The organism is Comamonas fluminis (assembly GCF_019186805.1).
In the GTDB taxonomy this organism is placed as follows: Bacteria; Pseudomonadota; Gammaproteobacteria; order Burkholderiales; family Burkholderiaceae_C; genus Comamonas; species Comamonas fluminis.
The window spans coordinates 4,620,567-4,645,630 of record NZ_CP066783.1 but is presented as its reverse complement, the minus strand read 5'-3'; the positions used below and the strand labels follow the sequence as shown (position 1 = coordinate 4,645,630).

Here is a 25,064-nt window from a genome sequence, read left to right as displayed (position 1 = left end):
ATGGATAGAGAAGAGGCATGGCGCGGCTGGCCTGGGGTGAGCAGGAATGTGCTAAAACACGGCCAATCTATTTAAATGCAAATGAGAATTCTTTTCTTTTGAGAACAATTGGCATGATTGCAACGACGCATTACTCCAAAGAACAGATGCTGGAGCGGTGGCGCGAGTGCATCTGGGCTGGCCATGTGCCAGCTGATCTCATGCAAGAGCTGGTGTTGCCATCACTGCAGGTGCGCCACCTGGAGGCGGGGCAGACGATCTGGCGCCAGGGCGACCCCGCCTTGCACTGGATGGGCGTGCTGGGCGGGGCGGCCAAGCTGTGCGTGCAGCTGGAAGATGGTCGCGCTGTCACGCTGTGCAGTGTGGCGGGCAGCTGGATTGGCGAGATGGAGTTGCTGCGCAGCGTGCGCTACAGCTGTGACGCGGTGGCACTGCACGACCTGACCGTGGTGCAACTGCCGGGAGCAGTCTTCAAGCAGCTGGCAGCGCAGGTGCCCAGTTTTCAGAGCTTTTTGCTGCAACTGCTGGCCGAGCGCAATCTGCAGCTGATGAACCTGATAACGGCCCAGCAGCACAGTGGCACCGTGGCGCGTGTGGCCCGCTGCCTGGGGGCGCTGATCACGCCGCTGAACTTTCCTTCGGAGCGAGGCCACTGGCTCAATGTGCCGCAAAGCGAGCTGGCGGATTACTGCAACGTCTCACGCTCGCGGCTCAGCGAAGCGCTGAGCCAGCTTCACCGCGCAGGCCTGATCGCGGTGGGCTACCGCAGCGTGCAACTGGTGGATTTACAGGGCTTGCGCAGCTTCAGCGGGGTGCTGGAAATGTCGTCTGTCGCTTAGGCGTCTAGAGACTTGCCCTAGGGTTATCACAGTATCGAACGATCGTGCTTTTTATGAGAATGATTCGATCAGACCATAAGAACATGGAGACGAAAAGAATGAGTGACCGTCCTTGGCTCAGCGCCTATCCAGAGGGAGTTCCTACAGATATCGATCCATCGCAGTACCCATCCCTGGTTGCGCTGATGGAGGAGGCGTTTGCCAGGCACGCCAGCAAGGTTGCCTATTCCTTCATGGGCAAGGAGCTGACCTTTGCGCAGGTCGATGCACAGAGCAAGGTCTTCGCCGCCTATCTGCAAAGCCTGGGCCTGCAGCGCGGCGATCGCGTGGCGCTGATGATGCCCAATGTGCCCCAGTACCCGGTTGCCGTGGCCGGGGTGCTGCGCGCGGGCTTTGTGGTGGTCAACGTCAACCCGCTGTACACCGCACGCGAGTTGGAGCACCAGCTCAAGGACTCTGGTGCCAAGGCCATCGTCATCATCGAGAACTTTGCCAAGACGCTGCAGGACGGCATGCATGGCAGCGCCGTGCAGCACATCGTGCTGTGCGCCATGGGGGATGAGCTGGGTCTGGTCAAGGGCGCGATCGTCAACTTTGTGGTGCGCTCCATCAAGAAGATGGTGCCCGCTTTCAGCCTGCCTGGTGCGGTGCGCTTCCATGAAGCCCTGTCCAAGGGGCGCAGTGCAGCGTTTGCCGCGCCTGTCATCAAGCCTGACGACATGGCCCTGCTGCAGTACACGGGCGGCACCACGGGCGTGAGCAAGGGCGCGGTGCTGCTGCACAAGAACATCATTGCCAATGTGCTGCAGTCCGAGGCCTGGAACGAGCCCGCCATGAGCAAGGTGCCTGCGGGTGAGCAGCCCACCAGCATCTGCGCGCTGCCGCTGTATCACATCTTCGCTTTCACGGTGAACATGATGCTGAGCATGCGCACCGGCGGCAAAACCGTGCTGATCCCCAATCCGCGTGACCTCAAGGCCACGCTCAAGGAGCTGTCAAAGCACCGTTTCCACAGTCTGCCTGCGGTGAACACGCTGTTCAATGGACTGGCCAATCACCCCGACTTCAATACCGTGGACTGGAGCCATCTCAAAGTCTCGGTCGGCGGCGGCATGGCGGTGCAAAGTGCGGTGGCTGAGCTGTGGCTCAAGAAGACTGGTTGCCCGATTTGCGAAGGCTACGGTCTCTCGGAAACCAGCCCTTCAGTCACCTGCAACCCCGTAACGACCACGGCGTATTCCGGCACGATTGGCGTGCCCCTGCCCAGCACCTATGTGAAGCTGATTGGCGGCGACGGCCAGGATGTGACGGAGCTGGGTCAGCCCGGCGAAGTTGCGGTGCTGGGTCCGCAGGTCATGGCTGGCTACTGGCAGCGCCCCGACGAAACCGCCAAGGTCATGACGGCCGACGGTTATTTTCTGACCGGCGATATCGGCACCATGGACGAGCGCGGCTACGTCAAGATCGTGGACCGCAAAAAGGACATGGTCATCGTCAGCGGCTTCAACGTCTATCCCAATGAGGTGGAAGACGTGGTTTCCAACTGCCCCGGCGTGTTGGAATGCGCGGTGGTGGGCGTGCCCGATGAAAAGTCCGGCGAGGCCATCAAACTCATTGTGGTGAAGAAAGACCCGGCGCTGACCGAGCAGGCCGTGCGCGACTATTGCCACGCCAACCTGACGGGCTACAAGCGCCCACGCCACATCGTTTTCCGCACCGAACTGCCCAAGACGCCCGTGGGCAAGATTCTGCGCAGAGAACTGCGCGACGCGTGATTTCATCTTGCTCTCCAAGGCAATTGACGGGCGCTTCGGCGCCCTTTTTTATGGAAAACAGGGCTGAAGCCAAAGCAGGTCTTGCGCTGGCTGCTCTGAATATGAAAGCAAGCTGGCCTGAACCTTCGCTGCAGGTGCAATCCGGTCGATACTTCTGCACAACGTGAGTGCAGGTTTGCAAGAGGTGAAGACGATGAAGATTGCCGTGATCGGGCTGGGGGCCATAGGCACCGGCGTGCTGGATTTGCTCAGAAGCGAAACACGGCTGCAGGTGGGCTGGGTGCTGGTTTCCCAGGTCACACCCCAGCGTCTTGAACTGGTTCAGCGCCTGGCGCCGCAGGCGCAGCTGCTGACGGCGCTGCCAGCGCAGGCAAAGCCTGATCTGCTGGTGGAATGTGCAGCTCACGCAGCACTGGCCCAGCATGTCGCCCCTGCGCTGTCGCGCGGCATTTCCGCACTGGTGACTTCGGTGGGCGCATTGAGCGAGCCAGGCATGGCCGAACAGCTGGAGGCCGCTGCGCTGGCAGGTGGCACCCAGCTGCAACTGCTGCCCGGTGCGATGGGCGGCATCGACGCGCTGGCCGCAGCGCGCATCGGGGGGCTAGATGCCGTGAGCTATACAGGGCGCAAGCCGCCGCAGGCATGGATAGGCACACCGGCTGAGCAGCTCTGTGACCTGAAATCGCTGAGCGAGGCCTTTTGCATCTTTGACGGCTCTGCACGCGAAGCGGCGCAGCGCTACCCCAGAAATGCCAACGTTGCCGCCACGCTCTCCATCGCCGGGCTGGGTCTGGATCGCACCCGTGTGCAGCTGTGGGCCGACCCGGCGGTGACGGAGAACGTGCATCAGGTGCAGGCCAGTGGCAGCTTTGGTCAGATGGAGCTGACCCTGCGCGGCAAGCCACTGGCGGCCAACCCCAAAACATCGGCACTGACGGTGTTCAGTGTGGTGAGGGCGGTGCTGAACAAGGCAGCGCCGCTGAGCATCTGAGGTCTTTGCTGCCGCTGGCAGGTCAGGCCCATGGGGCACAATCAGAACAGCGGCTTGCAAGCCGCTTTTGTTTTGTTTGACCGAAGTTTCATGATGCCGATTGCCATTCTCAGTGCCCTTGCCGACGAGCAGGACGGGCTGGTTCACTTGCTACAAGATATGCAGCAGATAGCGCATGCAGGGCGTACGTTCTGGCGCGGAAAACTGCATGGCACAGAGGTGGTCTGCGTGCTCTCTGGCATTGGCAAGGTGGCTGCAGCCACTACGGCCGTGGCGCTGATTGAGCGCTTTGGCGCGCAGGCCATGGTCTTCACCGGTGTGGCCGGTGGTCTGGGCAGTGATGTGCATGTGGGCGACGTGGTGGTGGCGCGTGACTATGTGCAGCACGATATGGATGCATCGCCCCTGTTCCCGCGCTACGAAGTGCCCGGCTATGGTCGCCAGCGCTTTGCATGTGATCCGGCATTGACTGACAAGCTGGCTCAGGCCGTACAGCACTGCGTGCGCCATCAGGCTGCGGAATGGACGGCAACACTGGGCTTGCCCGCGCCGCACATGCACGAAGGCCTGATTGTCAGCGGTGATCGTTTTGTCTCAGGTGCCGATGAATCGCTGCAACTGCGCCAGGGGTTGGAACAAGCCGGTCTGCAGCCGCTGGCAGTGGAAATGGAAGGCGCGGCCATTGCCCAGGTCTGCGCCGACTACGGCCTGCCCTTCGCCGCCATGCGCAGCATCTCGGACCGCGCCGATGACTACGCCCATGTGGACTTCCCGAAGTTTGTGCAAAGCATCGCCAGCCATTACGCCCAGGCCGTGATCGAAGACCTGTGCAAGCGCATCGCCGCTTAAAACCGCCACAGCACCCCATCAGAGACAACGAGCAAGCGCCGCCGCGCAGCGAAGTTGTCGTCCCCCTCCCGCGTAGCGAGAGAGGGGGAAGGCGCGAAGCGCCTCAGGGGGAGCCTCTACTTCAACCACCCGCGCTTGCGGAAATAAAGCATGGGTCCGACGGCGCTGGCCACCATCAGGCCAATCACATACATATAGCCGTATTCCCAGTTCAGCTCGGGCATGAACTTGAAGTTCATGCCGTACACGCTGGCGATCAGCGTAGGCGGCAGCAGGGCGACGCTGGCCACCGAGAAGATCTTGATGATCTTGTTCTGGTTGATGTTGATGAAACCGACGGTGGCGTCCATCAAGAAGTTGATCTTGTCGAACAGGAAGGCGGTGTGGCTGTCCAGCGATTCGATGTCACGCAGAATCTGGCGTGATTCTTCGAACTGTTCGGCGTTGAGCATCTTGGAGCGCATCATGAAGCTGACGGCGCGGCGCGTGTCCATGACGTTGCGGCGGATGCGGCCGTTCAAGTCTTCCTGGCGGGCAATGGCGCCCAGCACTTCCTTGGCCTTGTCGTCGGTCACATCGCCGGACAGCACCATCTTGCTGGCTTTTTCCAGATCGTCGTAGATGCGCTCCAGCGTGTCGGCCGAGTATTCGGCATCCGCGTCAAACAGCTTGAGCAGCACGTCCTTGGCTTCATCGATCAGCCCTGGCGCACGGCGGGCGCGCATGCGCAGCAGGCGAAACACGGGCACGTCTTCATCGTGGATGGAGAACAGCACGCCGCAGCTGCGCAGATTCTGGTTGTGTTCGTTCAGGATAAAGGCCACGCGCACCGAGCGCGGGTCCTCGACATCGTCAATCAAGAAGTCGCTGCGGATGTGCAACTCGCCGTTGTCTTCTTCGTAGAAGCGGGCCGACTCCTCGATGTCGTCGTCCATCGCGTCTTCGGGGATGGACAGTTCGTAGTGTTGCTTGATCCAGCGCTTTTCTTCGACCGTGGGCGATTCCAGATCGACCCAGATGGGGCGAAAGCGTTCGAGGTCTTCCAGGGACTCGATTTCTTCTTGAACGAGGCGGCCATTGGCCAGCGTAAAGATGTTGAGCATCAGCTCACTCCCGGTTGTTCTTGAGTTTCTGCAGGGATCGGGGCGCTTTCAACCCCCATACATGCGAACCGGGAGCTGAAAGCTACCAACTGGGATAGTTGTCCACAGATGTCTTTCAGTTGATCGAAGCCAATGATTATGCAACGTTGCACTGCAGCATGTCGCGCGCAGCCTACATGGGGGAGTGGGTAAGCAGGGCTTGTCTTTTCCCTGTCATACGGGCTTTGTAAAGCCCTGCGCCTGCACCAGATCGGCCCAGGCTCCCGCCTTGGCCTGCGGTGCGCGCAGCAGGTAGTTGGGGTCGTAGGTAACGACCGTGGGCACGCCGGCAATGTGGTGTGGCTCTGCCCGCAGGCGGCCCAGCGCATCGTGGCGGCCCAGCACGGCGCGGGCGCTGGCCAGGCCCAGCACCAGCACGCAGTCGGGGCGCAGCTCGCGCAGCACGGCTTCCAGTGCGGGCTGCAGCGGCTGGGCGTGGGTCAGGTCCGTATCGGGTGGCGCGCGGTGCAACGCAGCACTGAAGACGCGTGGCTTTTCCTGCAACTGCAGGGCGCGCAGCATATTGTCCAGAAGCCGTGCGGCATCGCCTTGCAGCGCGGTCTGCGCACTGTCTGCGCTGGGTTTTTGTGCAGGGCTGAGCAGGGCCGGGTTGGCCGGAGGCTCCATCAGAATCAGCCAGCCGCCTTGCTGCGCAGATTGCACATGCTGGGGCGCGTGCGGATAGACCAGCTGAGCGGGGCTGATGGTCCAGCCCAGACCCGGCTCGCCCGCAGGGCCAGCGGCGGGTTGCTGCACAAAGTGATGCGGCTCGCCACTGTGGCTGGAAAGAATGGGGGCGGCCCGCGACGGAGCCACAGGGGCCGAGGGGGCCGAGGGGACCGGGGCGGGTGTTGCCGCAGCAGGAGCCGAAACCTGAGGCGCGGGAGCTGGGATGGTGGCTGGAATGGGCGCGGCTACTGGTGTGGAAGGCAAAGCCGGTGCAACAGGCGCAACAGGCGCGGTGGGTACGGCTTCCACTGCAGCCATGCGCGGCGCTTCCACGGCCACGGCAGTGTCTGTCGCGGTTTCAGCAGATTCGGGCAGCCAGACGGTGATGCCCATGGCTTCCAGCATGGCCCGCTGGCGGGCGTCCAGATTCAGGGCCATAGTTTGAGACTCATGAGCACGGCGTTCTCACGCGGGCCGTTGGGGTTGGGGTAATAGTTCTTGCGCAGGCCCACTTCGGCAAAGCCGTGCTTGAGGTAAACCTCACGCGCCCGCGCATTGCTGTCGCGCACTTCCAGCCAGATCCACTGGGCATCTTTCTGGCGTGACCACAGTGCCAGTGCATCCAGCAGCACGCGCGCCCAGCCCTGGCGCTGAAAAGCGGGGTTGACGGTGATGTTCAGCAGGTGCACTTCGTCCAGCACCGACATGGCGACAAAGTAGCCCAGCAACTGATGGTTGGCATCGACCAGCAACTGCGTCTCGTAGCCTGCCACCATCGCATCCTGAAAGTTGCCGCGCGTCCATGGGTGGGGATAGGCTTGCTCTTCAATCGGGAGCAAGGTGTCCAGCCACAGTGCAGACAGCGGCTCGAAATGTACGAGGGAGGCGGCGTCGTCTGTGATGGCTTCAGCGGTGGGCAGGTCCGGGCTGCTGGGTGGTGTCATTGCGCGACTTGGTTTTTTTCAGCGTGTGCGGCCGCAGCTTTTTCGCTTTCGCGTTCGGCCGTGGTTTTTGCCACTTTATCGCGGATGTAACGGGGCAGGGCCTGCTCGGCAGGCACGGCGCAGCCTTTTGCCAACAGGGCCGGGGCCAGGCGCAGCATGGCGGTCGCAGTGGGCAGGGCGTGGACATGTGTGGCGGCGGGGGCCAGCAGTTCGGGGTAAACATGCTGGGCGTTGCCAGCCACGGTCAGGCCCGCTGCCACTTGCATGGCTTCAGGGGCGCACAGGCCAAAATCTTCGGGTTCGATCCACTGACCATCCACATAGCGAAATGGCGCGTGATAAACCTCGTTCATGCGGGCATCCAGCACGGCTTGCAGTTCGGTGCAGCCATGCAGGTGGCGGGCCTCTTCGGCCACGGTGAGCAGCGAATCCACAGGCAGCACTGGCACCTTGGCGGCAAAAGCCAGACCTTGCGTGATGGCGCAGGCCGTACGCAGACCGGTGAAGGAGCCGGGGCCTCGGCCAAAGGCAATGGCATCGAGCTGCCTGAACGCAAGACCTGCATCCTGCATGAGCTGGCGGATGGCGGGCAGCAACTGGGCCGACGACTGCTGCGCGCCCGGGCCGCTGTACTGCCAGACGGCATCGCCGCGCTGGACGGCTACAAACAGGGTATCGGTACTGGTGTCGAGGGCTAGGAGATTCATGTTCGGCGGGCGTCAGCCGCAAGGGGCTGGAGCGCTATTCGTGCTGCACTGGCGGGCAGGGGCAAGGCTGACATTATCGGATGAGCGCCGTTGCCTTGCCGCTGGCGCTGCCAATGCCCGGCATCGCAAGTCACAGCCCCAGTTGCTGTAGCGACGCCCGGCGTGGCGACGCTCGGCGTAGACTTGCGCACCATGCTGCAGACCCCGACCATTCTTCGCAAGACCCTGACCGCGCTGTGCGCCCCTTTGCTGGCGCTGCTGGCCACTTCGGCGCAGGCGCAGAGCCCGCAGGCTGATGCCCGCATCCCCGCTGCTGTGGAGTCAGCCCTGCAGCGCGCCAAGATTCCGCGCGAAGCCGTGTCGCTGATGGTGATGGATGTGGATGGCAAATCGGCCCCGCGCCTGGCCTGGCGCACGCACCAGCCTATGAACCCCGCTTCGGTCATGAAACTGGTCACCACCTATGCGGCGCTCGACCAACTGGGCCCGGCCTACGTGTGGCGCACGCCTGTGTACCTGGGCGGCCCGGTGGTGGAGGGCGCGCTGCGCGGCAACCTCTACATTCAGGGCCAGGGCGACCCCAAGCTGGTGCTGGAGCGCCTGTGGCTGATGCTGCGCCGCCTGCAGGGCATGGGCGTAAAAGTCATCTTGGGCGATATCGTGCTGGATCGCAGCGCCTTCCAGCTGCCCGCGCATGATGCGGCCGGTTTTGACAACGAGCCATGGCGGCCCTACAACGCATCGCCCGATGCGCTGCTCATCAACTACAAGGCCGTGGCGCTGAATATTGCTCCTGATACGGGAGCTGGTATCGCCCGTATTCAGTACGATCCACCGATGTCTGGCATGGAAAACCAGGCAACGGTGCCGCTGAGTGCTACGAATTCCGATTGCGGTGACTGGCGTGCCAAGCTGGGCCTGGATATGGCCAACCCGCAGCGCATTGCCTTTACGGGCAGCTACCCGGCCACCTGTGGTGACAAGAGCTGGTCCATCGCCCCAGCCCAGCCCGAACAATTTGCGGCCAAGGCCATCGAAGGCATGTGGCGCGATCTGGGCGGCAAGATCACGGGCCGCGTGCGCGACGGCGGCGTGCCGCAGGGCCTGCAACCTGCGTTTCAGCTGGAATCGCCTTCCCTGTCTGAAGTGGTGCGCGACATCAACAAATACAGCAACAACATCATGGCCCAGCATGTGTTTCTGACGCTGGGCATGCAGCGCACAGGCGTGGCCAATTTCGACAACTCGCGCCAGGTGCTGGCCCAGTGGTGGCAAAGCCGCTGGGGCGGGGCAGAGCAGCCCGTGGTGGACAACGGCGCAGGCCTGAGCCGCAACGCCAGCATCACCGCCAACAGCCTGGCGCTGATGCTGCAAAACGCCTGGGTATCACCCGTGATGCCGGAATTTGTGGCCTCCATGCCCATCGTCGGCGTGGATGGCACGCTGCGCCGCAGCCGCAGCAAATCAGCGGGCGCAGCCCATCTCAAAACCGGCACGCTGCGCGACTCTGCCGCGCTGGCCGGTTATGTGGATGGTGCCAGCGGCCACCGCTATGTGCTGGTGGCCATGGCCAACCATGCCAATGCAGCGGCGGCCCGCACCGCCTGGGAAGCGCTGGTGGACTGGACAGCGGCGCAGTAAGCGCCTGTTATTCAGGCCACATTCACGATATCGCGCTCTGCCGGGGCGGCTTGTATCTGTTGTGGGCCCAGTGCAGGCTCTGTGACAGGTTCCATGCCCGTGCTGCAGGCCGTCAGCATCAGCACCGACGTGGCAATGGCGCAAGCCCATCGCGCAGGCGGTACTGAGCCGTTTTGTTGAGCGCGAAATCGGACATGCAAGCCTCTCGTGGGCTGAGTTTGCACCCCGCGAAGTATCCAGGCGTCATTCGCCTCCATCAAATAGAACTCTGCGACAGAAGGTCCCGCCGACAGCGAAATTCAGCGCTATCGGTAGTTGCCCGATATGTGCAAGCACAGCACTGTGGCTACGATGGGGTCATCCATAAAAGCACGACCGTGCTATTTACAACATGATGGAGACTTTATGGTGACAAGCAAACTCAAACTTCTGGCGGCTGCATTGGCAACTGCGGGCCTGCTGGCCGCCTGCGGCGGTGGCGGTGGGGCAGACACCACACCCAAGGCCAAGGTCACCTCGGTCAAGGTCATGGGTGACAGCCTTTCTGACAGCGGCACCTTTGGCTTCAAGTTCACGGTGCAGGGCAACGACCCGACCACCGGCAAGCCCTACCAGGTCTGGACGGAGCGCATCGCCGGGCTCTACAACACCACGCTGTGCCCGCATTACGGCCCCACCATGGCGGTGGCCACTGCTTCGTGCACCAACTACGCTATTGGCGGGGCAACGTTCAGCCCGCAAGGTGCTGCAGCAGCCACGGCCATGTCTATCTACAACCAGATCAAGGACGCTGGTGCAGCGGGCGTTACTGCAGATGATCTGATCCTGATTGATGGTGGCGCCAACGACGCTGCAGATCTGATTACCGCGGTGCTGACGTATCAGGCAAAGGTGGCTGCGGGCATGCCGCAGGCCACGGCCATTGTTCCGCTGCAGACCTTTTTGCTGACCCAGATTGATGCCGCCACGCTGGGCGCATTGCTGGCCCAGGGCAGTGATGGTCTGGTCAAGGCGGGCGGGCTGTATATGCAGACTCTGGCCAAGAAGCTGACAGCTGCCGTGCAGACGAATTTGCTGGGCAAGGGCGCGACTCGGGTGACGATTCTGAACATTCCGGCCATCTCGATGACGCCCAAGTTCACCAAGGTGCTGACCAAGATCGCGAATGACCAGGGTGCCGCCGCTTCCGCACAGGCAGGTGCTTTGCTTGATGGCTGGGTCAATGCTTTCAACGCAGCATTAAGCGATTCCGCAGGCACTGAGAGCCGTATTGCCGTAGTGGACTTTTATACCGAGTTCAAAGGGCAGATCTCCAACCCCGCGCAGTACAACTTCACCAACTCCACGGTGGCCGCCTGCGGCCTGCTGAGTGCGAACGCCAACGAGAACATCCAGTACTGCTCTGCCGATGCGCTGTCTGCTGCCATCCCGGTGGGGGAGACCAGCGCCGACTGGTGGAAGCACTATGTGTTTGCCAACGACTTCCATCCCACGCCCTATGGCTATCAGCAGATGGGCCAACTGGTATCACGCACCCTGGCCCAAAAGGGCTGGCTGTAATCCCGTCCGCACCTGATAACAAGGAGACAAAATCATGAAAAATTCTGTGCGGATCATTGCAGCGGCTGCAGCCTTGGCGGCTTGCGAGCTGGCCAGTGCGCAGTCGGCAGGGAGCTGGCTGGCACGCGTTGGCGTGACCCATCTGGCGCCGGATGTGAACAGTGGCAACCTGTCAGCGCCATCGTTTCCCAACACCAAGGTGGATGCCAAAAGCAATACCCAGCTGGGCGGCGGCATCACCTATATGTTGACGGACAACCTGGCGGTGGATGTGCCGCTGGCAACGCCCTTCAAACATGATCTGACCGGCGATGGCGCGATTGCAGGTGTGGGCAAGCTGGGCAGTACCAAGGCCATTCCTGCAACCTTGATGATGCAGTACCGCTTCAATGAAGCGAACGCGGCGTTCAGACCCTATGTGGGCCTGGGTGTGACCTACGCCTATTTCTACGATGAGAAGACCACCGCCACGCTCAACGGCCTGACGGGTGGCACCCTGGCCAACCCCACCACGGCCAAGGTGGACAACAAGTTTGGCGCCCTGGCGCAGCTGGGTTTTGTCTACAACTTCAACGAGCGCTGGTTTGTGGATGCGTCCTACTCCAAGAGTTTTTTGAAGACCAAGATCCATCTGTCTTCGGGCCAGAGCATCAACGTCAAGCTGGATCCCAATGTGTTTGCGCTGGCGGTGGGCTATCGTTTCTGATAGCTCTTGCCTCAACAAAAATGGCTGGAGTTTCCAGCCATTTTTTTTGCGAAATCAAACCTGATTTCGCCATAGATTGGTCCTGAAAAATTGAAATAAAAGTAGAGGCCTCATCTGCTGGAATATGCATCTCTATGCTAGAGAATTTCCCTGGGAAAGGATGCATCATGCCTTATGAGTCACCTCGTTCAAGCCATCTGAAAAAGATTTTTCAGTATCTTTTGCTTCCCGTTGCCGCTGCGAGCTTGGTAGCTTGTGGTGGTGGAAGTAACTCTGAAGAGTCCGTTGCAAGCAACTGTTTGGAAAAAGGAGATTACGCTTGTAAGTCCGGTGAAACCGAGCCGTTGTACAGCCTGCAATGGGCGTTGAACTACGCAAAAAGCTATTTCACCAATAATGCGGATGCAGATGCTTTTGGTGGAGGAGTAGACCTCAATGTAGAACCTGTGCATCGCATGGGTTACAAGGGGCAGGGCGTTAATGTGTTGGTGGTGGATGAAGGGGTGGATATTGAAAATGAGGATCTAAAACAAAATATAGATTTAAGCATGTCGTGGAATTTTAGAACTGCGACCAATGATCCATCGCCGCTCAAAATTGCTGGTGCTGGTGCTCACGGCACCAATGTGGCCGGAATTATTGCTGCTGCGCAGAATGGTAAGGGCGTCATGGGAATTGCACCCCAAGTGAAAATTGGTGGCGCGCTATGGCTTTCTACCGAAAATATGAATGAAACTCATGTTGATGCATTGGGTGGCGCTACATGGTCACAAAAGGCGGATATTATTAATGCCTCATATGGAGGAGATGTAGGCTTTGGTAGCTATTCAGCTGAAGAAAATGTAGATATTTCTGCATTGAGAGCTATGCGAGGCTTGAGAAATGGCAGGGGAATCATTTACGTAAAATCTGCAGGGAATTCTTTTGATAGTGAGAATAAAATTAATGGAATAAATTGTGGTGATTTGTATGGCGCTCTTGCTTGCCTCAACCCATCGAATGATGTGTCAACACTGGAGCCTACTGCCATTGTGACTGCTGCATTGAATGCTAAGGGGCAAGCTAGTTCCTATAGCAGCGCTGGATCAGTTGTATGGATTACAGGGCTGGGTGGTGAAGGTGGATACTTTGGAAAATATGGAGAAGTATCTGATGGGACATTAACTCGGAAAGATGGAAGCTCCAAAAAATTTACTAAGCAAGGCCCTAAAATATATTCAACAGATGTACGAGGTTGCGAGGCTGGGTATTCATATGCTGGAGGCTTTACTACTTTCGAAAAGGGAGAGTCTGAGTTGCAACCTGGAGTTAAAGATAATGTAAATTGTGATTACTCTGCAATGAATGGTACTTCTGCTTCGGCTCCTACCATTAGCGGGGTGATTGCCTTGATGTTGAGTGCCAACCCTGATCTGACTTGGCGTGATGTGCGGGATATTTTACGTTTGTCTGCTAGAAATGTGGATATGGGTTACGAAAAAAGAATGAGATCAGACACTAGTGCTACGTTAGAGTATTCTTATAATTCACTTTTTGATCTGACCAGTAATTCATTTGTTGGGAAAAATGGTACAAAAGACAATCTAGTAGAAGGCGCTACACAGGTTCCAGTGGAGTTGGGTTGGCAGATGAATACTGCTGGAAATTACCATTCGAATTGGTATGGCTTTGGTGTTCCTGATGCACTAAAAGCAGTGCAATTGGCCTTGGAGTATAAAAAGAATCTGGCAAAATCCAAGCCTTCTATGCAGAAGGTTCCGGGCTTTAGCAAGATCAATGTACTTCAGGGATTTGAATATCAAAAACTTAAAAAAATCGGTGAGTTTGAGGGAGATGCATCAACAGTGGATGCATTTCAGGTGCGTTTAAGTGGCGAGAATATCTGCCTAGGCTCTATGGGAATAATCGTGGAGTCACCGAGTGGAACCAAGTCTTATCTCAAGATGCCGCTGGATCATTTTTCTGCTGTGAGTTGGGCCCACGATTTTGAAAATTTTGGTTTAAGTAGCTATGCCTTTTACGGTGAAAGTGCAAAGGGGATATGGAAGATTTACAGTGCTGCCTCTAACCCAAACTTTTTTCCAAGTCAAAAGGATGGAAATCCTCAGAAATGTCCAGTTGCACCTGTGTCAGGAACTGTAGCAAAGAATGCGGTTCTTGGCGTCGAAGCTCGGATTATTTCTCAATAATGCTTTATAGCCAGTTAAAAATTCAGGAGCTTTTATGTTGATCAAACCCATAAAATATTTGCTGAGCTGTCTTGCTTTGCTGGGGGGAAGCATGGTGCTGGCCCAGGATTTCTCTGCAATTGTGGCCATGCCGTCTGGGCAGGTGTTGAGCCAGGAGCAATTCAAGGCTCTGGGTACCTTGCCCAGTGTGGAGTTGGACGGTAGAAGCTATTGGGTGCTTCCGCTCCAGGCTGGGGGCGAGGGCAGTGTTGTGATCGATGGTAACCTGCGCTTGGGGCGTACCGGTAATCAGGTCAGCATTGTGGAGCAGCCTACGGACAAGGTCCGTAGCCAGCTTTCAGCAGTCCTGAGCAAGGCCAAGTCGGTGAAATATTATGACCATATGAGCATTACCCTGGTGCGCTACGCCACGCTGCAGCAGGCTATTCAGGGTCTGGTCGATATTCGCGCGGCTATGCCTGGTGCTGCAGTGGGTTTGCCCATTAGCTTCAGTCAGCCTAGATCCCAGTAAATTCAATGAAGGTGGCTTAGCCCGCCGCAGCCGCGCGCTGCAGGCGGTCGCGCACGCCTTCCCAGTCGGCGGTGTCGGGCGGGGTTTCAATCCAGATCAGCTTTGCGCCGATCTCGTCAAAGTCGCGCAGCGTGCCGAACAGTTCGTGCGCCGTGGCCAGCGCCTGTTGCGGCATGGCGCGCAGGTGGATAGCGGGGCTGGCGCAGCGCAAAGGGCTGCGGTGGTACACGGCAATGTTCTTGCCTTCGCTGCCCAGCACTTCCAGTGCGGACTGCAGCTGTTTGGCATCCATCAGCCGCACCTTGGCATTGGGTGCGTAATGGGCCAAAAGCGTGCCTGAGGCGCGCGGGGTGTGCGCAGGCAGCTCTTCTTTCGAGAGTGGGCGGGTGCCGCAGGCGCGTTCAATATCGTCACGCGTGATGGCGCCGGGGCGCAGCAGCACGGGCACGCCGCGCGTGCAGTCCACGATGGTCGATTCAATGCCAACCTCGCAGGCGCCACCGTCCAGCACCAGTAGATCGTCACCAAATTCCGTAGCAACATGTGCAGCGGTGGTGGGGCTGACGCGGCCAAATTTGTTGGCGCTGGGGGCGGACACGCCCCACACGGGTGGGGTCAGCTGTTGGCAGGCTTTGAGTACGGCATGCGCAACCGGGTGCGATGGGCAGCGCAGGCCCACGCTGTCCTGCCCGCCGGTGGATGCCTTGGCGGCATGGGGAAGGCGGGGCAGGATGAGCGTCAGCGGGCCGGGCCAGAAAGCGTCGATCAGCTGTTGGGCAAAGACCGGCACTTCCTTGGCATAGCGGGTGATGGCGGCGGCGTCCGCCACATGCACGATCAGCGGATGGTTGGCCGGGCGGCCCTTGGCGGTAAAGATCTGCGCCACGGCCGCGTCGTTGTCGCTGTCGGCTGCCAGGCCATAGACCGTCTCAGTGGGCAGGCCCAGCAGCTTGCCTTGTTGCAGGGCCACGGCAGCGGCTTGCACCGAGGCGTCCAGCGTTCCATCCAGAATCACAATGCTTCCTTAGAAGGGCGCAATGCCCAAGATTGCAGCCGCCTTCAAAGCGGTTTCACGCGCCTTTTCAGGCGTGGCGGCGGTGATGTTCAGGTGCCCCATCTTGCGGGCGCGCTTGGCATCGACCTTGCCGTACAGGTGCAGGTGGGCGCCGGGCAGGGCCAGGATCTGGTCCCACGCGGGCGTCTTGGCGGTGTCGCCATCCTTGAACCACAGGTCGCCCAGCAGGTTCAGCATGATGGTGGCGCTGTGCTGGCGCGGCTGCACCAGGGGCAGGTTGGTCATGCAGCGCACCTGCAGCTCAAACTGCGATACATCCAGCGCGTTCTGGCTGTAGTGGCCGCTGTTGTGCGGGCGCGGGGCGATCTCGTTGACCACCAGCTGGCCGTTGTCCAGCACAAAGAATTCCACGCACAGCACGCCCACGTAGTCGAGGCCGATTGCTACAGACTTTGCAGCTGCTACCGCTTGTTCTGCTTGCGCTGCAGGCACATTTCCTTCGTAAACCTCGGTGACGGCCAGAATGCCGTCGCGGTGCAGATTGCGCTGCACGGGCAGGTTGACGATAGAGCCATCACGACCCCGCGCCACGATGACCGAGCACTCATGCGCCAGCGGCAGCATTTTCTCCAGCACGCAGGCCACGTTGCCCAGCTCGTTCCAGCCTTGGGCCAGTTCTTCACGGGTTTTGACGCGGATCTGGCCTTTGCCGTCGTAGCCCATGCGGGCGGTCTTCAAAATGCCGGGCAGCAGCGCGTCATTCACGGCGGCCAGTTGCGCAGGCGTTTCAATCACGGCGTAGGGCGCGCAAGGCACGCCGCACTTCATGAAGTGGGCTTTTTCGGCAGCGCGATCCTGGGCAATCGCCACGGCAGAACCCGCGGGCGATACGGGCAGGCTTTCGGCCAGCTTGTTCAAGCTGCCGGCGGGCACGTTTTCAAATTCGGTGGTGACGGCATCGCACAGCTTGGCCAGCTCGGCCAGGCCTTGTGCGTCTTCGTAACCGGTGCGCACATGGTGGTGGCTGACCAGACCGGCGGGGCTGGTGGCGTCCTTGTCCAGCACGGCGGTGAAGTAGCCCATGGCTTGCGCGGCGTGGGCAAACATGCGGCCCAGCTGGCCGCCGCCCAGCACGCCCAGCGTGGCGCCGGGCAAGATCACATCAGTGTTGCTCATGCGTTCACCGGCAGGGTCATAGCGCGGGCGGCTTCGGTCTGCTCCACGCGGAAGGCTTCGAGCTTGGCGCGCAGGGCCGGGTCTTCGTTGGCCAGCAGCGCCACAGCAAACAGGGCCGCGTTGGCCGCACCGGCGTTGCCGATGGCAAACGTGGCCACGGGCACGCCCTTGGGCATTTGCACGATGGAGTGCAGCGAATCCACACCTTGCAGATGGCGGCTGGCCACGGGCACGCCCAGCACGGGCACGGTGGTCTTGGCGGCAATCATGCCGGGCAGGTGGGCTGCGCCGCCGGCACCGGCGATGATGGCCTTGATGCCGCGGTCAGCGGCAGCTTCGGCAAAGCGGAACATGTCGTCCGGCATGCGGTGGGCCGAAACGACCTTGGCCTCGAAGGCGATACCGAATTGCTGGAGGATGGCAACTGCGTGTTGCATGGTGTCCCAGTCGCTGCTGGAACCCATGACCACGCCAACTTGGATGGGGTTCATGTCTCGTGAGGGCGGCTGCCGCCCGGCCTAGTGGAACCCCTGATTTTACGGTTTTGCCATATGAATGGGCGGTTCTGGGTCTTCCTCTTGAATGTTGCCTAAATCCGCGAGGCGGCGTTGTCGCGTGCAAAGCCCAGTACGCGGTCCTTGAAAACGTGGATGACCCAGCCCAGAACCACCAGAATCTGAATGCCCAGAGAGACCCAGGGCAGCACGCCATTCCAGGTAGAGGATTCGCCCGATGCGTCAATGCTGTTCACCCAGCCGGACATGACAGGTTGCACCAGCGTGGCCCCGTTGACGCCAGCCACGCCGTAGGCCAGCAAAGGTGCTGCCACGTTGAGGATGAGCCAGGCGATGACAAAGGACACCATGGGTGATTTGAGCTTGCCAGCCAGCAGCGCAAAGCCGGTCAGCAGCAGGCAGTCGCGCAGCAGTTGCAGATACATCAGCACCGAGAAGCTGCCCAGAGCGCCCATCATTTCCACTTCATAGGCATCAGGCATGAAGATCACGAGGATGGAGACGATCAGACCCAGCAGCAGGCTGACGGGCCACAACGGCAGGGCTTCCAGTGCTTCGCGCCAGCGGCTCTGGCTGACAGACCATTGCACCTGACGCCAGGCGCGCAGGTGCTGGTCCATGTGCTGCAGCGCCACATACACCGTGCCCAGCAGCGCAATCCAGGCGGTGCTGCCCAGAAAAGCGGGCAGGCCGCCGCTGAAGGTGCCGCCCGCAAAGATGCCGCTGACCACAATCCCCAGGGGCCAGGCCCAGGGCAGGGTGCGCACATCCAGCCGCGTGCACAGCATGCGCCACAGGCCCAGCAGGCCCAGTGCCAGCACCAGGCCACCGGCCAGATAGGCCAGGCCCAGACCGCCTACATCCATGCCCCACCACAGCACGGGCTCGGACTCGTTTTCAAAGATGCCGTCGTAGACCTTGCCCAGAAACGGGCCGGGTATGAAAAACAGGAGCAGCAAAGGCAGAACCGCTGCACGCCTGCGGTTGACGGGCATGTCGTGCTGGCCCCAGCTCATCAGCACCGAATTCATGGCCCAGGTCTGCAGACCCAGACCCCAGAGTACGGCCAGGCCCAGCATATGGGGCACGCTCAGCGGCTCCAGCACCCAGAAGGTGGCGACGATGGCAAGGGCCACTGCAAACCACAGCACATACAGCCATGCAGGCAGCACAGCGCCCAGCAGCTTGCCCCAGGCCATTTGCCAGGGCGAGAGGGCGGACAGGCGCTGCCAGTCCCAGGTGTTCTGGCTGGCTTCCTCGGCCAGACTGCGACCGGCCAGCACGCTGCCGTACAGGGCAGAGGCAAACCAGAGCCCCGCCATGGCGGTGGAGCTGAGCATGCCGGGCAGGTTCTTGGGCTCGGACAGCGCCAGAGGCAGCGCCATGACCAGCAAAGTCAGGCCCACGCTCCAGGCCAGCAGAGAGGGGCGCCAGTTCAGCCAGAGCTGGCGCTGAAATTCGGGGTTGCGCGCGGTCATGGCTGCTCCTTGCTGGTGCTGTTTTGTGGCAGATCGCGGGCCTGCACCGTGCGGGCATAGCGGTCTTGCAGGCGTTCACGCATGGGGGCCAGGGCTGCGACGGGAATGCCAGCCTGCACCAGCTTGGTAATCCAGGCAGCGCGGGCGCTGGCGGCATTGGGCAGCCACAGCTGAATGGGGCGGCTGCCGGTGGCGTCAAAGTCTTGCACCGTGGTGCCCTGCAGAGCCTGGCGCAGCAGAGCCTCAAAGCCTGCGTCGTTGGGCGGTGCAATTTCCAGCGCGAACAGTGCCAGTGCATCAGTAGCGGCGGCCACGCCAGGTGTGGTCTGCGCCGCGCTGCCATCCTGCAGCGCTTCGTGGCTTTCAATACGGCCGTTGCGAATGCTGAGGATGTGGGTGCAGTACTCATCCAGCTCGCTGAGGATGTGGCTGGAGACGATCAGGGTCATGCCCTGTGCCTGCAGCTGGCGAAACAGCTGCGACAGGCTGCTGCGCGCATCAGGGTCCAGACCGCTGGCGGGTTCATCCAGCAGCAGCACGCTGGGCTGGTGAACAATGGCCTGCCCGATGGCCACACGCTGGCGCTGGCCGCGCGACAGCTCGGTAGGGTAGCGCTGCAGCAATTCGGAAAGCCCCAGCTGGGCCGCCACCTGCTGCACGCGTGCGGCGACCTGGTCTTCCGCCACGCCCATGGACAGGGCCGAATACTGCAGGCAGCGCGTGACTGTCAGGCGGTCATACAGGCCGTAGAAGTCTGAGAGATAGCCCAGATGGCGGTGCACCTCGCGTGGCTGCTCTTCCACAGACAGGCCTTTGACGCGGATATGGCCGGACAGCGGCTGGTCCAGCCCGGCGATACAGCGCATCAGCGTGGATTTGCCCGCGCCATTGGGGCCGACCAGCGCGGTCACGCTGCCTGCGGGGATGGAGACACTGACCCCATCGAGTGCGCGGTGGCCGGGGTACTCGAACACCAGTTGTGAAACTTCAATCAAGTCGTCGCTCCTTGGATCGCTCTGGGCGGCTGATGCACTGCAATATACCTTGCAAAAACAATAGCTACCAGCGCATGCGGATCAATGGCTTGGGCTCGATTTGATCTGGAAACCTCTTGAAACAATGCGGCAGGGCTTCATCTGCAGAGACCGTAGCGCTGCAGCCCCATGTCGGGCAAGAGTCGCGTTTGCATGGAGAATCGCGCCATGCGCCGCCGCAACAGGCGGCTGAATTTTTGTCTGCGACCTGTTTCAGGGTCGTGCACCAAGCTTTGAGTTGGGAATCACATGATTGACGTCACCATCGAGAATTTTGAATCCGAAGTTGTAGCTGCCTCCATGGCCGTGCCTGTGCTGGTGGATTTCTGGGCGCCCTGGTGCGGCCCGTGCAAGACGCTGGGCCCGATTCTGGAAAAACTGGAAGTTGCCTACGAAGGCCGCTTCAAGCTGGTCAAGATCGACTCCGACCAGGAGCAGCAACTGGCCAGCATGTTTGGCATTCGCTCCATTCCTACCTGCGTGCTGATGATTGGCGGCAAGCCCGTGGACGGTTTCATGGGCGCCCAACCCGAAGGCAAGCTGCGCGAGTTCCTCGACAAGCACCTGCCCTCAGAGGGTGCCATGGCGGCAGAAGCCGAAGTGGACGAAGCACAGGCCCTGCTGGAGTCTGGCGATACCCAGGCCGCGCTGCAGAAACTGGCCGATGCGCTGGCTGCCGACCCGGCCAATGATGATGCCCGCTTTGACTATGTGCGCCTCTTGATTGCCACGGGCGGCTTTGACGAAGCCCATGCTTTGCTGGCCGAGCCCATCAAGCGCATTCCCCAGCCTCTGCGCTTTGAGGCGCTGAACCAGTGGCTCAAAGCGCTGGAATTTGCCATGCAGGGCGACAACGCCGATGTCAGCAAGTACGACGCCGCCATCGTCGCCAACAAGCGCGACTTCGATGCCCGCTTTGGCCGTGCCTGTGCGCTGCTGGCCCACAGCCAGTGGACCATGGCCATGGATGAGCTGCTGGAAATCATCATGCGTGACAAGGTCTGGAACGATCAGGCTGCGCGCAAGCTCATCGTCGGCGTGCTGGAGCTGCTGACCCCGCCCAAGCCCAAGAAGCAGGACTCCGTGCCCGGCAAGACCGCTGGTGGTATCGAGCTGCTGGGCAAGAGCGGTGCCGAGCAGGATGAGGCCACGGCGCTGGTCAATAGCTATCGTCGCCGTCTTAGCATGGCGTTGAACTAGGCATCACCCCCTGAGCGGCTTTGCCGCTTCCCCCTCTCTCTACGCGCTGCGCGCTAGGGGAGGGGGACGACAGCTTCGCTGCGGGGCGGCCCTTGCTTGCTGTCCCCTTGTTGGGGGGGGCGCCAGTTTTTGGCGGTTGCGTTGAATGAGATTCGTGATGAATCAGATCTTTTCAGTGGCCTTTCAGGGCCTTTTTGTTTATCTGGGGCTGGCGCTGGTTTTCATGGTGCTGGTGGGCGTGCTGCGCTCGCCGCGCTTCAAGGGCTGGCGGGGAGAGCGGGCGGTGCAGCGGCTGATTGCGCAGCGCCTGAACCCACTGGTCTATGTGGACCTGCACAACGTCACCCTGCCCACAACGGGTGGTGGCAGCACGCAGATTGACCATCTGATTTTTTCGCCCTACGGCTTGTTTGTGCTGGAGACCAAGAACTACCAGGGCTGGATTTTTGGCACGGAAAAGCAGCGTGAGTGGACGCAGCAGATTTTCAGGAAGCGCAGCAAGTTTCAGAACCCGCTGCGCCAGAACTACAAGCACACCAAGACGCTGCAGGACTTGCTGGGCATTGGGGCCGAGCATGTGCATTCGGTCATCGCCTTTGTGGGCGATTGCGAACTCAAGACCGAGATGCCGCCGCAGGTCACGCGCGGCGATGGTTTTGTGGCCTATATCCAGAGCTTTGCGCAGACGGTCTGGCAGCCCGAGGAGATGCAGGCTCTGCTCGACAAGCTGGAGGCCGTGCGCCTGCAGCCGGGGCGCGCTACGGACAAGCAGCATGTGGCGCATGTGAAGGACTTGCAGACTGCCAAGCGCACTGCGCGTGCACCTAAGCCCGTCAGGCAACCTACGCCAGAAGTGGCGGATATGCCTGCCTCCCCTGTGCCTGAAACACCGGCAGCACCAGTTGCCTCGGCGCCCGAGCCTTTGATGCATGTGGATGTGCTGCTGGATGGGCCTGAGCTGGCCGCCCCGGCATCACCGCCTGTGCCCGTGCGGCCGGTGGTTGATGTGCCTGTGTGCCCGCAGTGCGAATGGCCGCTGCGCAAGCTGCTGATGCAACGCGGTCCGCTGGCTGGGCAGGCAGTCTGGCGCTGCACCAATAGCGCGGCCTGCAGTTTTGTGCGGGGCGACTCCTAAGCGCAGTCTGTGCATGCGGGCTGATTGGCAGCCACAGGGCTTGTGTGCATGATGAACAGATTGAAGTGGAGATCTTGATGGACCCCAATCTGTATCAGGCTGCCAGCCAGCTTTCGCCCGATGAAGGGCGCGTGGCAAGGCTTTATGCGCTGGCTGTGTCTCCTGGCGAGGCATCCGGCCTCGAATCGCATGTGCGCAAAGGGCTATGGGTGGTGGCCGCCTTGCTGCTGGGTTGCGGGCTGATTTTCTGGGTAGCCGCCAACTGGCAGGAGCAGTCGCGCATGTTCCGCCTGGGCCTGATTCAAGGGGCGCTGCTGGTATCCGTTCTGACGGCTTGCCTGTGGCCGCGTGTGCGACCAGCGGCCTTGTTCTGCGCGACGCTGGTGCTGGGCGGGCTGCTGGCTTTTGTGGGGCAGACCTATCAGACAGGGGCCGATGCCTGGCAGCTTTTTGCTGTGTGGGCCGCGCTGGCGCTGATCTGGGTGGCCTTGTCGCGCAGTGACTGGCTGTGGTTGCTGTGGGTCTTGATTGCTGCCACGGGGATTGCGATGTGGACGGGCCGTTTCGACCTGTGGGATGGTCTTTCCGATGGCCCCGACTCACAGACGCAGGCGCTGCTGAATATGGCGCTGTGGCTGCTGTTGGCCGTTGTGCCCGCGCTGGTGTCGCAGATTTCGGTTTTGCGCGTGCAGGGCGGCATGGGCTGGTGGTCGCACCGGGTGGCCTTGGGCTGTGCGCTTGCAGGCTGGACGGGTCTGGGGGTGATGCAGGTGCTGGCGGGCTACGACGGTCATATTTCTGTGCCGGTACTCATGGTCGCTGCACTGCTGATCGGCGGCGCGTTGTGGCTTTCGCTCAAGGGGCGTTTTCAACACTTTGTGTGCATTTGCCTGGCAACGCTGGCAGTCAATGCGCTGGTGCTGGCGCTGGTCGGGCGCTGGGTGGCGCAAGACATTGGTGTGGAGTCATTCCTCATCTTTGGCCTGATCGCCATGGGCTGTCTGGGCCTGTCGGTGCGCTGGCTGATGGGCGTGCAGCGAAGCCTGCGTGCGCAGGAGGTGGCGCCATGAACCGCTTTCAATCACAGCCCCGCTGGTGGCCTGCTGCCCGCCAGCAGCAACTGGTGCAGGGCGATGCCCCTGAGTTGGATGCCCATGAGCCAGCGGTGCTGGTCATTGCCATGGCAATGCTGGGCGTGCTGGTCTGCATGGTTCCGCTGGGCGCATTTGTGCTGTTAGGCATTGGCGAGCATGCGCTGATGGGCGTGACCGGCATGGCGCTGAGCCTGTCGCTGATGGTGGCGGGCGGCGTGCTGCTGCGCAAGGCAGAGCATGCTTTTATCTGCTGCGCAGCGCTGGTGCTGTGGGTGCTGGGCGGTGTCTTGCTGCTGATTAACCTGGGGGTCGATCACCTGGAATCGCGCCAGAACCTGCTGATGCTGTGTGCCCTGGCCGCTGTGCTGCAGATGGTGGGTGCTTGGCTGACCGGGGCGCGCTGGATACAGGCCATCATGGGCCTGAGCTGGATGGCTGCGGTGTATGGCTTGCTGGTGGTGCTGCAAAGCTGGATGGTCTGGCTGCTGCCCATGTGGCTGGGTGCCATGGGTATTGCGTTGCTGTGGCTGCTTTGGTTGCGTGGCGAATCTTCGCGTCTGGCCCAGTCGGGGCCATGGTGGGCTCAGCCCCGCTGGGCGGTGTTTGTGGATGCGGCCATCGTCGGGCTGCTGTGCAGCATGGCTTTCAGCGGCTATGGCGTGCCGCTTTCGGAGCTGCTCAGCAGCAGCCTGTGGCGCGATGGTGATGAGGTGGACCGCTTGCGCTGGCTGTTCTGGCTGACGCGCGGGCTGGATGTGGTAGCGGTACTGGGGGCCACGGCCCTGCTGCTGCGCGTGTGGGCGCAGCGCGGGGCTTTGACACCTGCCCTGCAGCGCATGCTGATGCTGGCGGGCGCCCTGCTGGCGGTGTGTGCCTGGTTCAGCCCCAACCTGGGCGTCATTGCTTTGATTGCCGCAGGCGCGCTGCTGGCGGCACGCTGGCGCATTGCCATTCTGTGTGCACTGGTGGCGTTGAGCCTGCTGGGGCATTTCTACTACCTGCTGCACTGGCCGCTGGCCATCAAAGGCATTGGGGTTGCGGCGCTGGGTGCCGTGCTGCTGCTGGGCTTGCTGGCGCAGCGCAAGACATCACTCCCCGCTGAGGTGCAGCCTGCCGCTGCTGGCCGTGCGGGCAAGCTGCAGCTGGGTTTGATCGCACTGGGCGCGGTGCTGGTGTTCGGTCTGGTCAACTGGGATGTGCGTGGCAAGGAACAGGTCATTGCCCATGGTCAGCGCATTCTGGTGCCCCTGGTGCCCGTCGATCCCCGATCGCTGATGCAGGGCGACTATATGGATTTGCGCTTTGCGCTGCCCGCCGAGGTTCAGGAAGGCCTGGAAGCCATCAACGCCCCCGTCGCCTACGTGAGCGCGACGGTGGATGCGCAAGGCGTGGCGTCGGTCAAGGCGCTGGCCGATGCTGCAAAAACGCCCGGCGCGGGCGAAGTCATTCTGCCACTCAAGCGGCTCAAAGGCCGCTGGGTGCTGGTGACGGATGCGTATTTCTTCCCCGAAGGCCAGGGCGATCATTTCACGCAGGGCCGCTTTGGCGATCTGCGCGTGCTGCCGGATGGGCGCGCTTTGCTGGTGGGGCTGGCGGATGGGCAGGGGCAGGAGATCAAGCCGCTACCCGGGGGCTCCATCTGGGACGCACGCCCCGCCGCCGAAAGGCTGAATGAGGAGCGCCGCAGAATGGATCTTGAAGGTCGCAGCAAGCTCGATATGGATGAGCCTGCCCAGCCAGCGCCGAATGCCGCGGCAGAGCTGTCGCTGGAAGAGGCGCGTAAAGCAGCCAACGATGCGACGCAGGCGCCGGACGTCGCGCCTCCTGTCAATACGCCATAAGGCTGCGCAACATCTGTTCAGCCTAGGTATATGCGAGCAGCGTTTGCCATGCG

At 61.0% G+C, this 25,064-nt stretch carries 23 protein-coding genes; 13 read left to right on the top strand and 10 right to left on the bottom strand.

The window, feature by feature from the left end:
- Positions 1-113: 113 nt before the first annotated feature.
- From JDW18_RS21565 to JDW18_RS21550, 4 genes are all read left to right on the top strand, one after another.
- Positions 114-839, top strand: a complete 726-nt coding sequence (locus tag JDW18_RS21565; protein ID WP_218241623.1) for a Crp/Fnr family transcriptional regulator — start codon at positions 114-116, stop codon at positions 837-839.
- 98 nt (positions 840-937) lie between these two features.
- Positions 938-2,614, top strand: coding sequence for a long-chain-fatty-acid--CoA ligase (locus JDW18_RS21560; protein ID WP_218241622.1), 1,677 nt, complete (start codon positions 938-940; stop codon positions 2,612-2,614).
- A 193-nt stretch (positions 2,615-2,807) separates the two neighbouring features.
- Positions 2,808-3,605, top strand: coding sequence for an aspartate dehydrogenase (locus JDW18_RS21555; RefSeq protein ID WP_218241621.1), 798 nt, complete (start codon positions 2,808-2,810; stop codon positions 3,603-3,605).
- A 93-nt stretch (positions 3,606-3,698) separates the two neighbouring features.
- Positions 3,699-4,454: a 5'-methylthioadenosine/adenosylhomocysteine nucleosidase gene (locus JDW18_RS21550; protein ID WP_218241620.1), complete on the top strand. Its 756-nt coding sequence runs from the start codon at positions 3,699-3,701 to the stop codon at positions 4,452-4,454.
- Positions 4,455-4,570: 116 nt separating this feature from the next.
- On the opposite strand, the gene corA is transcribed toward JDW18_RS21550, so the two are convergent.
- From corA to tsaB, 4 genes are all read right to left on the bottom strand, one after another.
- Positions 4,571-5,557, bottom strand: a complete 987-nt coding sequence (corA, locus tag JDW18_RS21545) for a magnesium/cobalt transporter CorA (RefSeq protein WP_218241619.1) — start codon at positions 5,555-5,557, stop codon at positions 4,571-4,573.
- A gap of 213 nt (positions 5,558-5,770) precedes the next feature.
- Positions 5,771-6,703: a uracil-DNA glycosylase family protein gene (locus tag JDW18_RS21540; RefSeq protein WP_218241618.1), complete on the bottom strand. Its 933-nt coding sequence runs from the start codon at positions 6,701-6,703 to the stop codon at positions 5,771-5,773.
- The gene (gene rimI, locus JDW18_RS21535) at positions 6,694-7,209 is read right to left on the bottom strand and encodes a ribosomal protein S18-alanine N-acetyltransferase (RefSeq protein ID WP_218241617.1); all 516 of its coding nucleotides are present in this window, start codon (positions 7,207-7,209) and stop codon (positions 6,694-6,696) included. Before rimI ends, JDW18_RS21540 begins: the two co-directional genes overlap by 10 nt.
- Positions 7,206-7,916, bottom strand: coding sequence for a tRNA (adenosine(37)-N6)-threonylcarbamoyltransferase complex dimerization subunit type 1 TsaB (gene tsaB / locus JDW18_RS21530; RefSeq protein WP_218241616.1), 711 nt, complete (start codon positions 7,914-7,916; stop codon positions 7,206-7,208). Before tsaB ends, rimI begins: the two co-directional genes overlap by 4 nt.
- 192 nt (positions 7,917-8,108) lie before the next feature.
- Between tsaB and dacB the strand changes: the two genes are divergently transcribed.
- Positions 8,109-9,557, top strand: coding sequence for a D-alanyl-D-alanine carboxypeptidase/D-alanyl-D-alanine endopeptidase (gene dacB, locus JDW18_RS21525; protein WP_218241615.1), 1,449 nt, complete (start codon positions 8,109-8,111; stop codon positions 9,555-9,557).
- Positions 9,558-9,568: 11 nt separating this feature from the next.
- On the opposite strand, the gene JDW18_RS21520 is transcribed toward dacB, so the two are convergent.
- Complete coding sequence (locus JDW18_RS21520; protein ID WP_218241614.1) at positions 9,569-9,757, bottom strand: hypothetical protein; 189 nt, start codon at positions 9,755-9,757, stop codon at positions 9,569-9,571.
- A gap of 208 nt (positions 9,758-9,965) precedes the next feature.
- On the opposite strand from JDW18_RS21520, the gene JDW18_RS21515 reads away from it, so the two are divergent.
- From JDW18_RS21515 to JDW18_RS21500, 4 genes are all read left to right on the top strand, one after another.
- Positions 9,966-11,117, top strand: a complete 1,152-nt coding sequence (locus JDW18_RS21515; protein WP_218244021.1) for an SGNH/GDSL hydrolase family protein — start codon at positions 9,966-9,968, stop codon at positions 11,115-11,117.
- Positions 11,118-11,151: 34 nt separating this feature from the next.
- Positions 11,152-11,823: an OmpW/AlkL family protein gene (locus JDW18_RS21510; protein WP_218241613.1), complete on the top strand. Its 672-nt coding sequence runs from the start codon at positions 11,152-11,154 to the stop codon at positions 11,821-11,823.
- A 167-nt stretch (positions 11,824-11,990) separates the two neighbouring features.
- Positions 11,991-14,012, top strand: coding sequence for a S8 family serine peptidase (locus tag JDW18_RS21505; protein ID WP_218241612.1), 2,022 nt, complete (start codon positions 11,991-11,993; stop codon positions 14,010-14,012).
- A gap of 34 nt (positions 14,013-14,046) precedes the next feature.
- Positions 14,047-14,523, top strand: a complete 477-nt coding sequence (locus JDW18_RS21500; protein WP_218241611.1) for a hypothetical protein — start codon at positions 14,047-14,049, stop codon at positions 14,521-14,523.
- A 16-nt stretch (positions 14,524-14,539) separates the two neighbouring features.
- Here JDW18_RS21500 and JDW18_RS21495 read toward each other — a convergent pair whose 3' ends face one another.
- The 5 genes from JDW18_RS21495 to JDW18_RS21475 form a co-directional block, all read right to left on the bottom strand.
- Positions 14,540-15,538, bottom strand: a complete 999-nt coding sequence (locus tag JDW18_RS21495; RefSeq protein WP_218241610.1) for an L-threonylcarbamoyladenylate synthase — start codon at positions 15,536-15,538, stop codon at positions 14,540-14,542.
- A gap of 9 nt (positions 15,539-15,547) precedes the next feature.
- On the bottom strand, positions 15,548-16,714 hold the full coding sequence (locus JDW18_RS21490; protein WP_218241609.1) for a 5-(carboxyamino)imidazole ribonucleotide synthase: 1,167 nt from the start codon (positions 16,712-16,714) through the stop codon (positions 15,548-15,550).
- Entirely contained in the window at positions 16,711-17,205 is a 495-nt protein-coding gene (purE, locus tag JDW18_RS21485; RefSeq protein ID WP_218241608.1) for a 5-(carboxyamino)imidazole ribonucleotide mutase, read from the bottom strand. Before purE ends, JDW18_RS21490 begins: the two co-directional genes overlap by 4 nt.
- 98 nt (positions 17,206-17,303) lie before the next feature.
- Positions 17,304-18,707, bottom strand: a complete 1,404-nt coding sequence (locus JDW18_RS21480; RefSeq protein WP_218241607.1) for a hypothetical protein — start codon at positions 18,705-18,707, stop codon at positions 17,304-17,306.
- On the bottom strand, positions 18,704-19,702 hold the full coding sequence (locus tag JDW18_RS21475; RefSeq protein WP_218241606.1) for an ABC transporter ATP-binding protein: 999 nt from the start codon (positions 19,700-19,702) through the stop codon (positions 18,704-18,706). The genes JDW18_RS21480 and JDW18_RS21475 overlap by 4 nt, the downstream gene beginning before the upstream one ends.
- Before the next feature lie 288 nt (positions 19,703-19,990).
- Between JDW18_RS21475 and trxA the strand changes: the two genes are divergently transcribed.
- The 4 genes from trxA to JDW18_RS21455 all read left to right on the top strand — a co-directional run bounded on the left by trxA (position 19,991) and on the right by JDW18_RS21455 (position 25,011).
- The gene (gene trxA, locus JDW18_RS21470) at positions 19,991-20,941 is read left to right on the top strand and encodes a thioredoxin (protein ID WP_218241605.1); all 951 of its coding nucleotides are present in this window, start codon (positions 19,991-19,993) and stop codon (positions 20,939-20,941) included.
- A 157-nt stretch (positions 20,942-21,098) separates the two neighbouring features.
- Positions 21,099-22,076, top strand: a complete 978-nt coding sequence (locus JDW18_RS21465; protein WP_218241604.1) for a nuclease-related domain-containing protein — start codon at positions 21,099-21,101, stop codon at positions 22,074-22,076.
- Positions 22,077-22,153: 77 nt separating this feature from the next.
- The gene (locus JDW18_RS21460; RefSeq protein WP_218241603.1) at positions 22,154-23,146 is read left to right on the top strand and encodes a DUF2157 domain-containing protein; all 993 of its coding nucleotides are present in this window, start codon (positions 22,154-22,156) and stop codon (positions 23,144-23,146) included.
- Positions 23,143-25,011 carry a GDYXXLXY domain-containing protein gene (locus JDW18_RS21455; RefSeq protein WP_218241602.1) on the top strand — a complete coding sequence of 623 codons (1,869 nt, stop codon included), beginning with the start codon at positions 23,143-23,145 and terminating at the stop codon, positions 25,009-25,011. Before JDW18_RS21460 ends, JDW18_RS21455 begins: the two co-directional genes overlap by 4 nt.
- Positions 25,012-25,064 lie beyond the last annotated feature (53 nt).

Excerpts from the sequence above, each read along its gene's own strand:
- JDW18_RS21565 (WP_218241623.1), top strand. The coding sequence starts at position 114 with ATGATTGCAACGACGCATTACTCCAAAGAACAGATGCTGGAGCGGTGG.
- JDW18_RS21560 (WP_218241622.1), top strand. The coding sequence starts at position 938 with ATGAGTGACCGTCCTTGGCTCAGCGCCTATCCAGAGGGAGTTCCTACA.
- JDW18_RS21555 (WP_218241621.1), top strand. The coding sequence starts at position 2,808 with ATGAAGATTGCCGTGATCGGGCTGGGGGCCATAGGCACCGGCGTGCTG.
- JDW18_RS21550 (WP_218241620.1), top strand. The coding sequence starts at position 3,699 with ATGCCGATTGCCATTCTCAGTGCCCTTGCCGACGAGCAGGACGGGCTG.
- corA (WP_218241619.1), bottom strand. The coding sequence starts at position 5,557 with ATGCTCAACATCTTTACGCTGGCCAATGGCCGCCTCGTTCAAGAAGAA.
- JDW18_RS21540 (WP_218241618.1), bottom strand. The coding sequence starts at position 6,703 with ATGGCCCTGAATCTGGACGCCCGCCAGCGGGCCATGCTGGAAGCCATG.
- rimI (WP_218241617.1), bottom strand. The coding sequence starts at position 7,209 with ATGACACCACCCAGCAGCCCGGACCTGCCCACCGCTGAAGCCATCACA.
- tsaB (WP_218241616.1), bottom strand. The coding sequence starts at position 7,916 with ATGAATCTCCTAGCCCTCGACACCAGTACCGATACCCTGTTTGTAGCC.
- dacB (WP_218241615.1), top strand. The coding sequence starts at position 8,109 with ATGCTGCAGACCCCGACCATTCTTCGCAAGACCCTGACCGCGCTGTGC.
- JDW18_RS21510 (WP_218241613.1), top strand. The coding sequence starts at position 11,152 with ATGAAAAATTCTGTGCGGATCATTGCAGCGGCTGCAGCCTTGGCGGCT.
- JDW18_RS21505 (WP_218241612.1), top strand. The coding sequence starts at position 11,991 with ATGCCTTATGAGTCACCTCGTTCAAGCCATCTGAAAAAGATTTTTCAG.
- JDW18_RS21500 (WP_218241611.1), top strand. The coding sequence starts at position 14,047 with ATGTTGATCAAACCCATAAAATATTTGCTGAGCTGTCTTGCTTTGCTG.
- JDW18_RS21490 (WP_218241609.1), bottom strand. The coding sequence starts at position 16,714 with ATGAGCAACACTGATGTGATCTTGCCCGGCGCCACGCTGGGCGTGCTG.
- purE (WP_218241608.1), bottom strand. The coding sequence starts at position 17,205 with ATGAACCCCATCCAAGTTGGCGTGGTCATGGGTTCCAGCAGCGACTGG.
- JDW18_RS21480 (WP_218241607.1), bottom strand. The coding sequence starts at position 18,707 with ATGACCGCGCGCAACCCCGAATTTCAGCGCCAGCTCTGGCTGAACTGG.
- trxA (WP_218241605.1), top strand. The coding sequence starts at position 19,991 with ATGATTGACGTCACCATCGAGAATTTTGAATCCGAAGTTGTAGCTGCC.
- JDW18_RS21465 (WP_218241604.1), top strand. The coding sequence starts at position 21,099 with ATGAATCAGATCTTTTCAGTGGCCTTTCAGGGCCTTTTTGTTTATCTG.
- JDW18_RS21460 (WP_218241603.1), top strand. The coding sequence starts at position 22,154 with ATGGACCCCAATCTGTATCAGGCTGCCAGCCAGCTTTCGCCCGATGAA.
- JDW18_RS21455 (WP_218241602.1), top strand. The coding sequence starts at position 23,143 with ATGAACCGCTTTCAATCACAGCCCCGCTGGTGGCCTGCTGCCCGCCAG.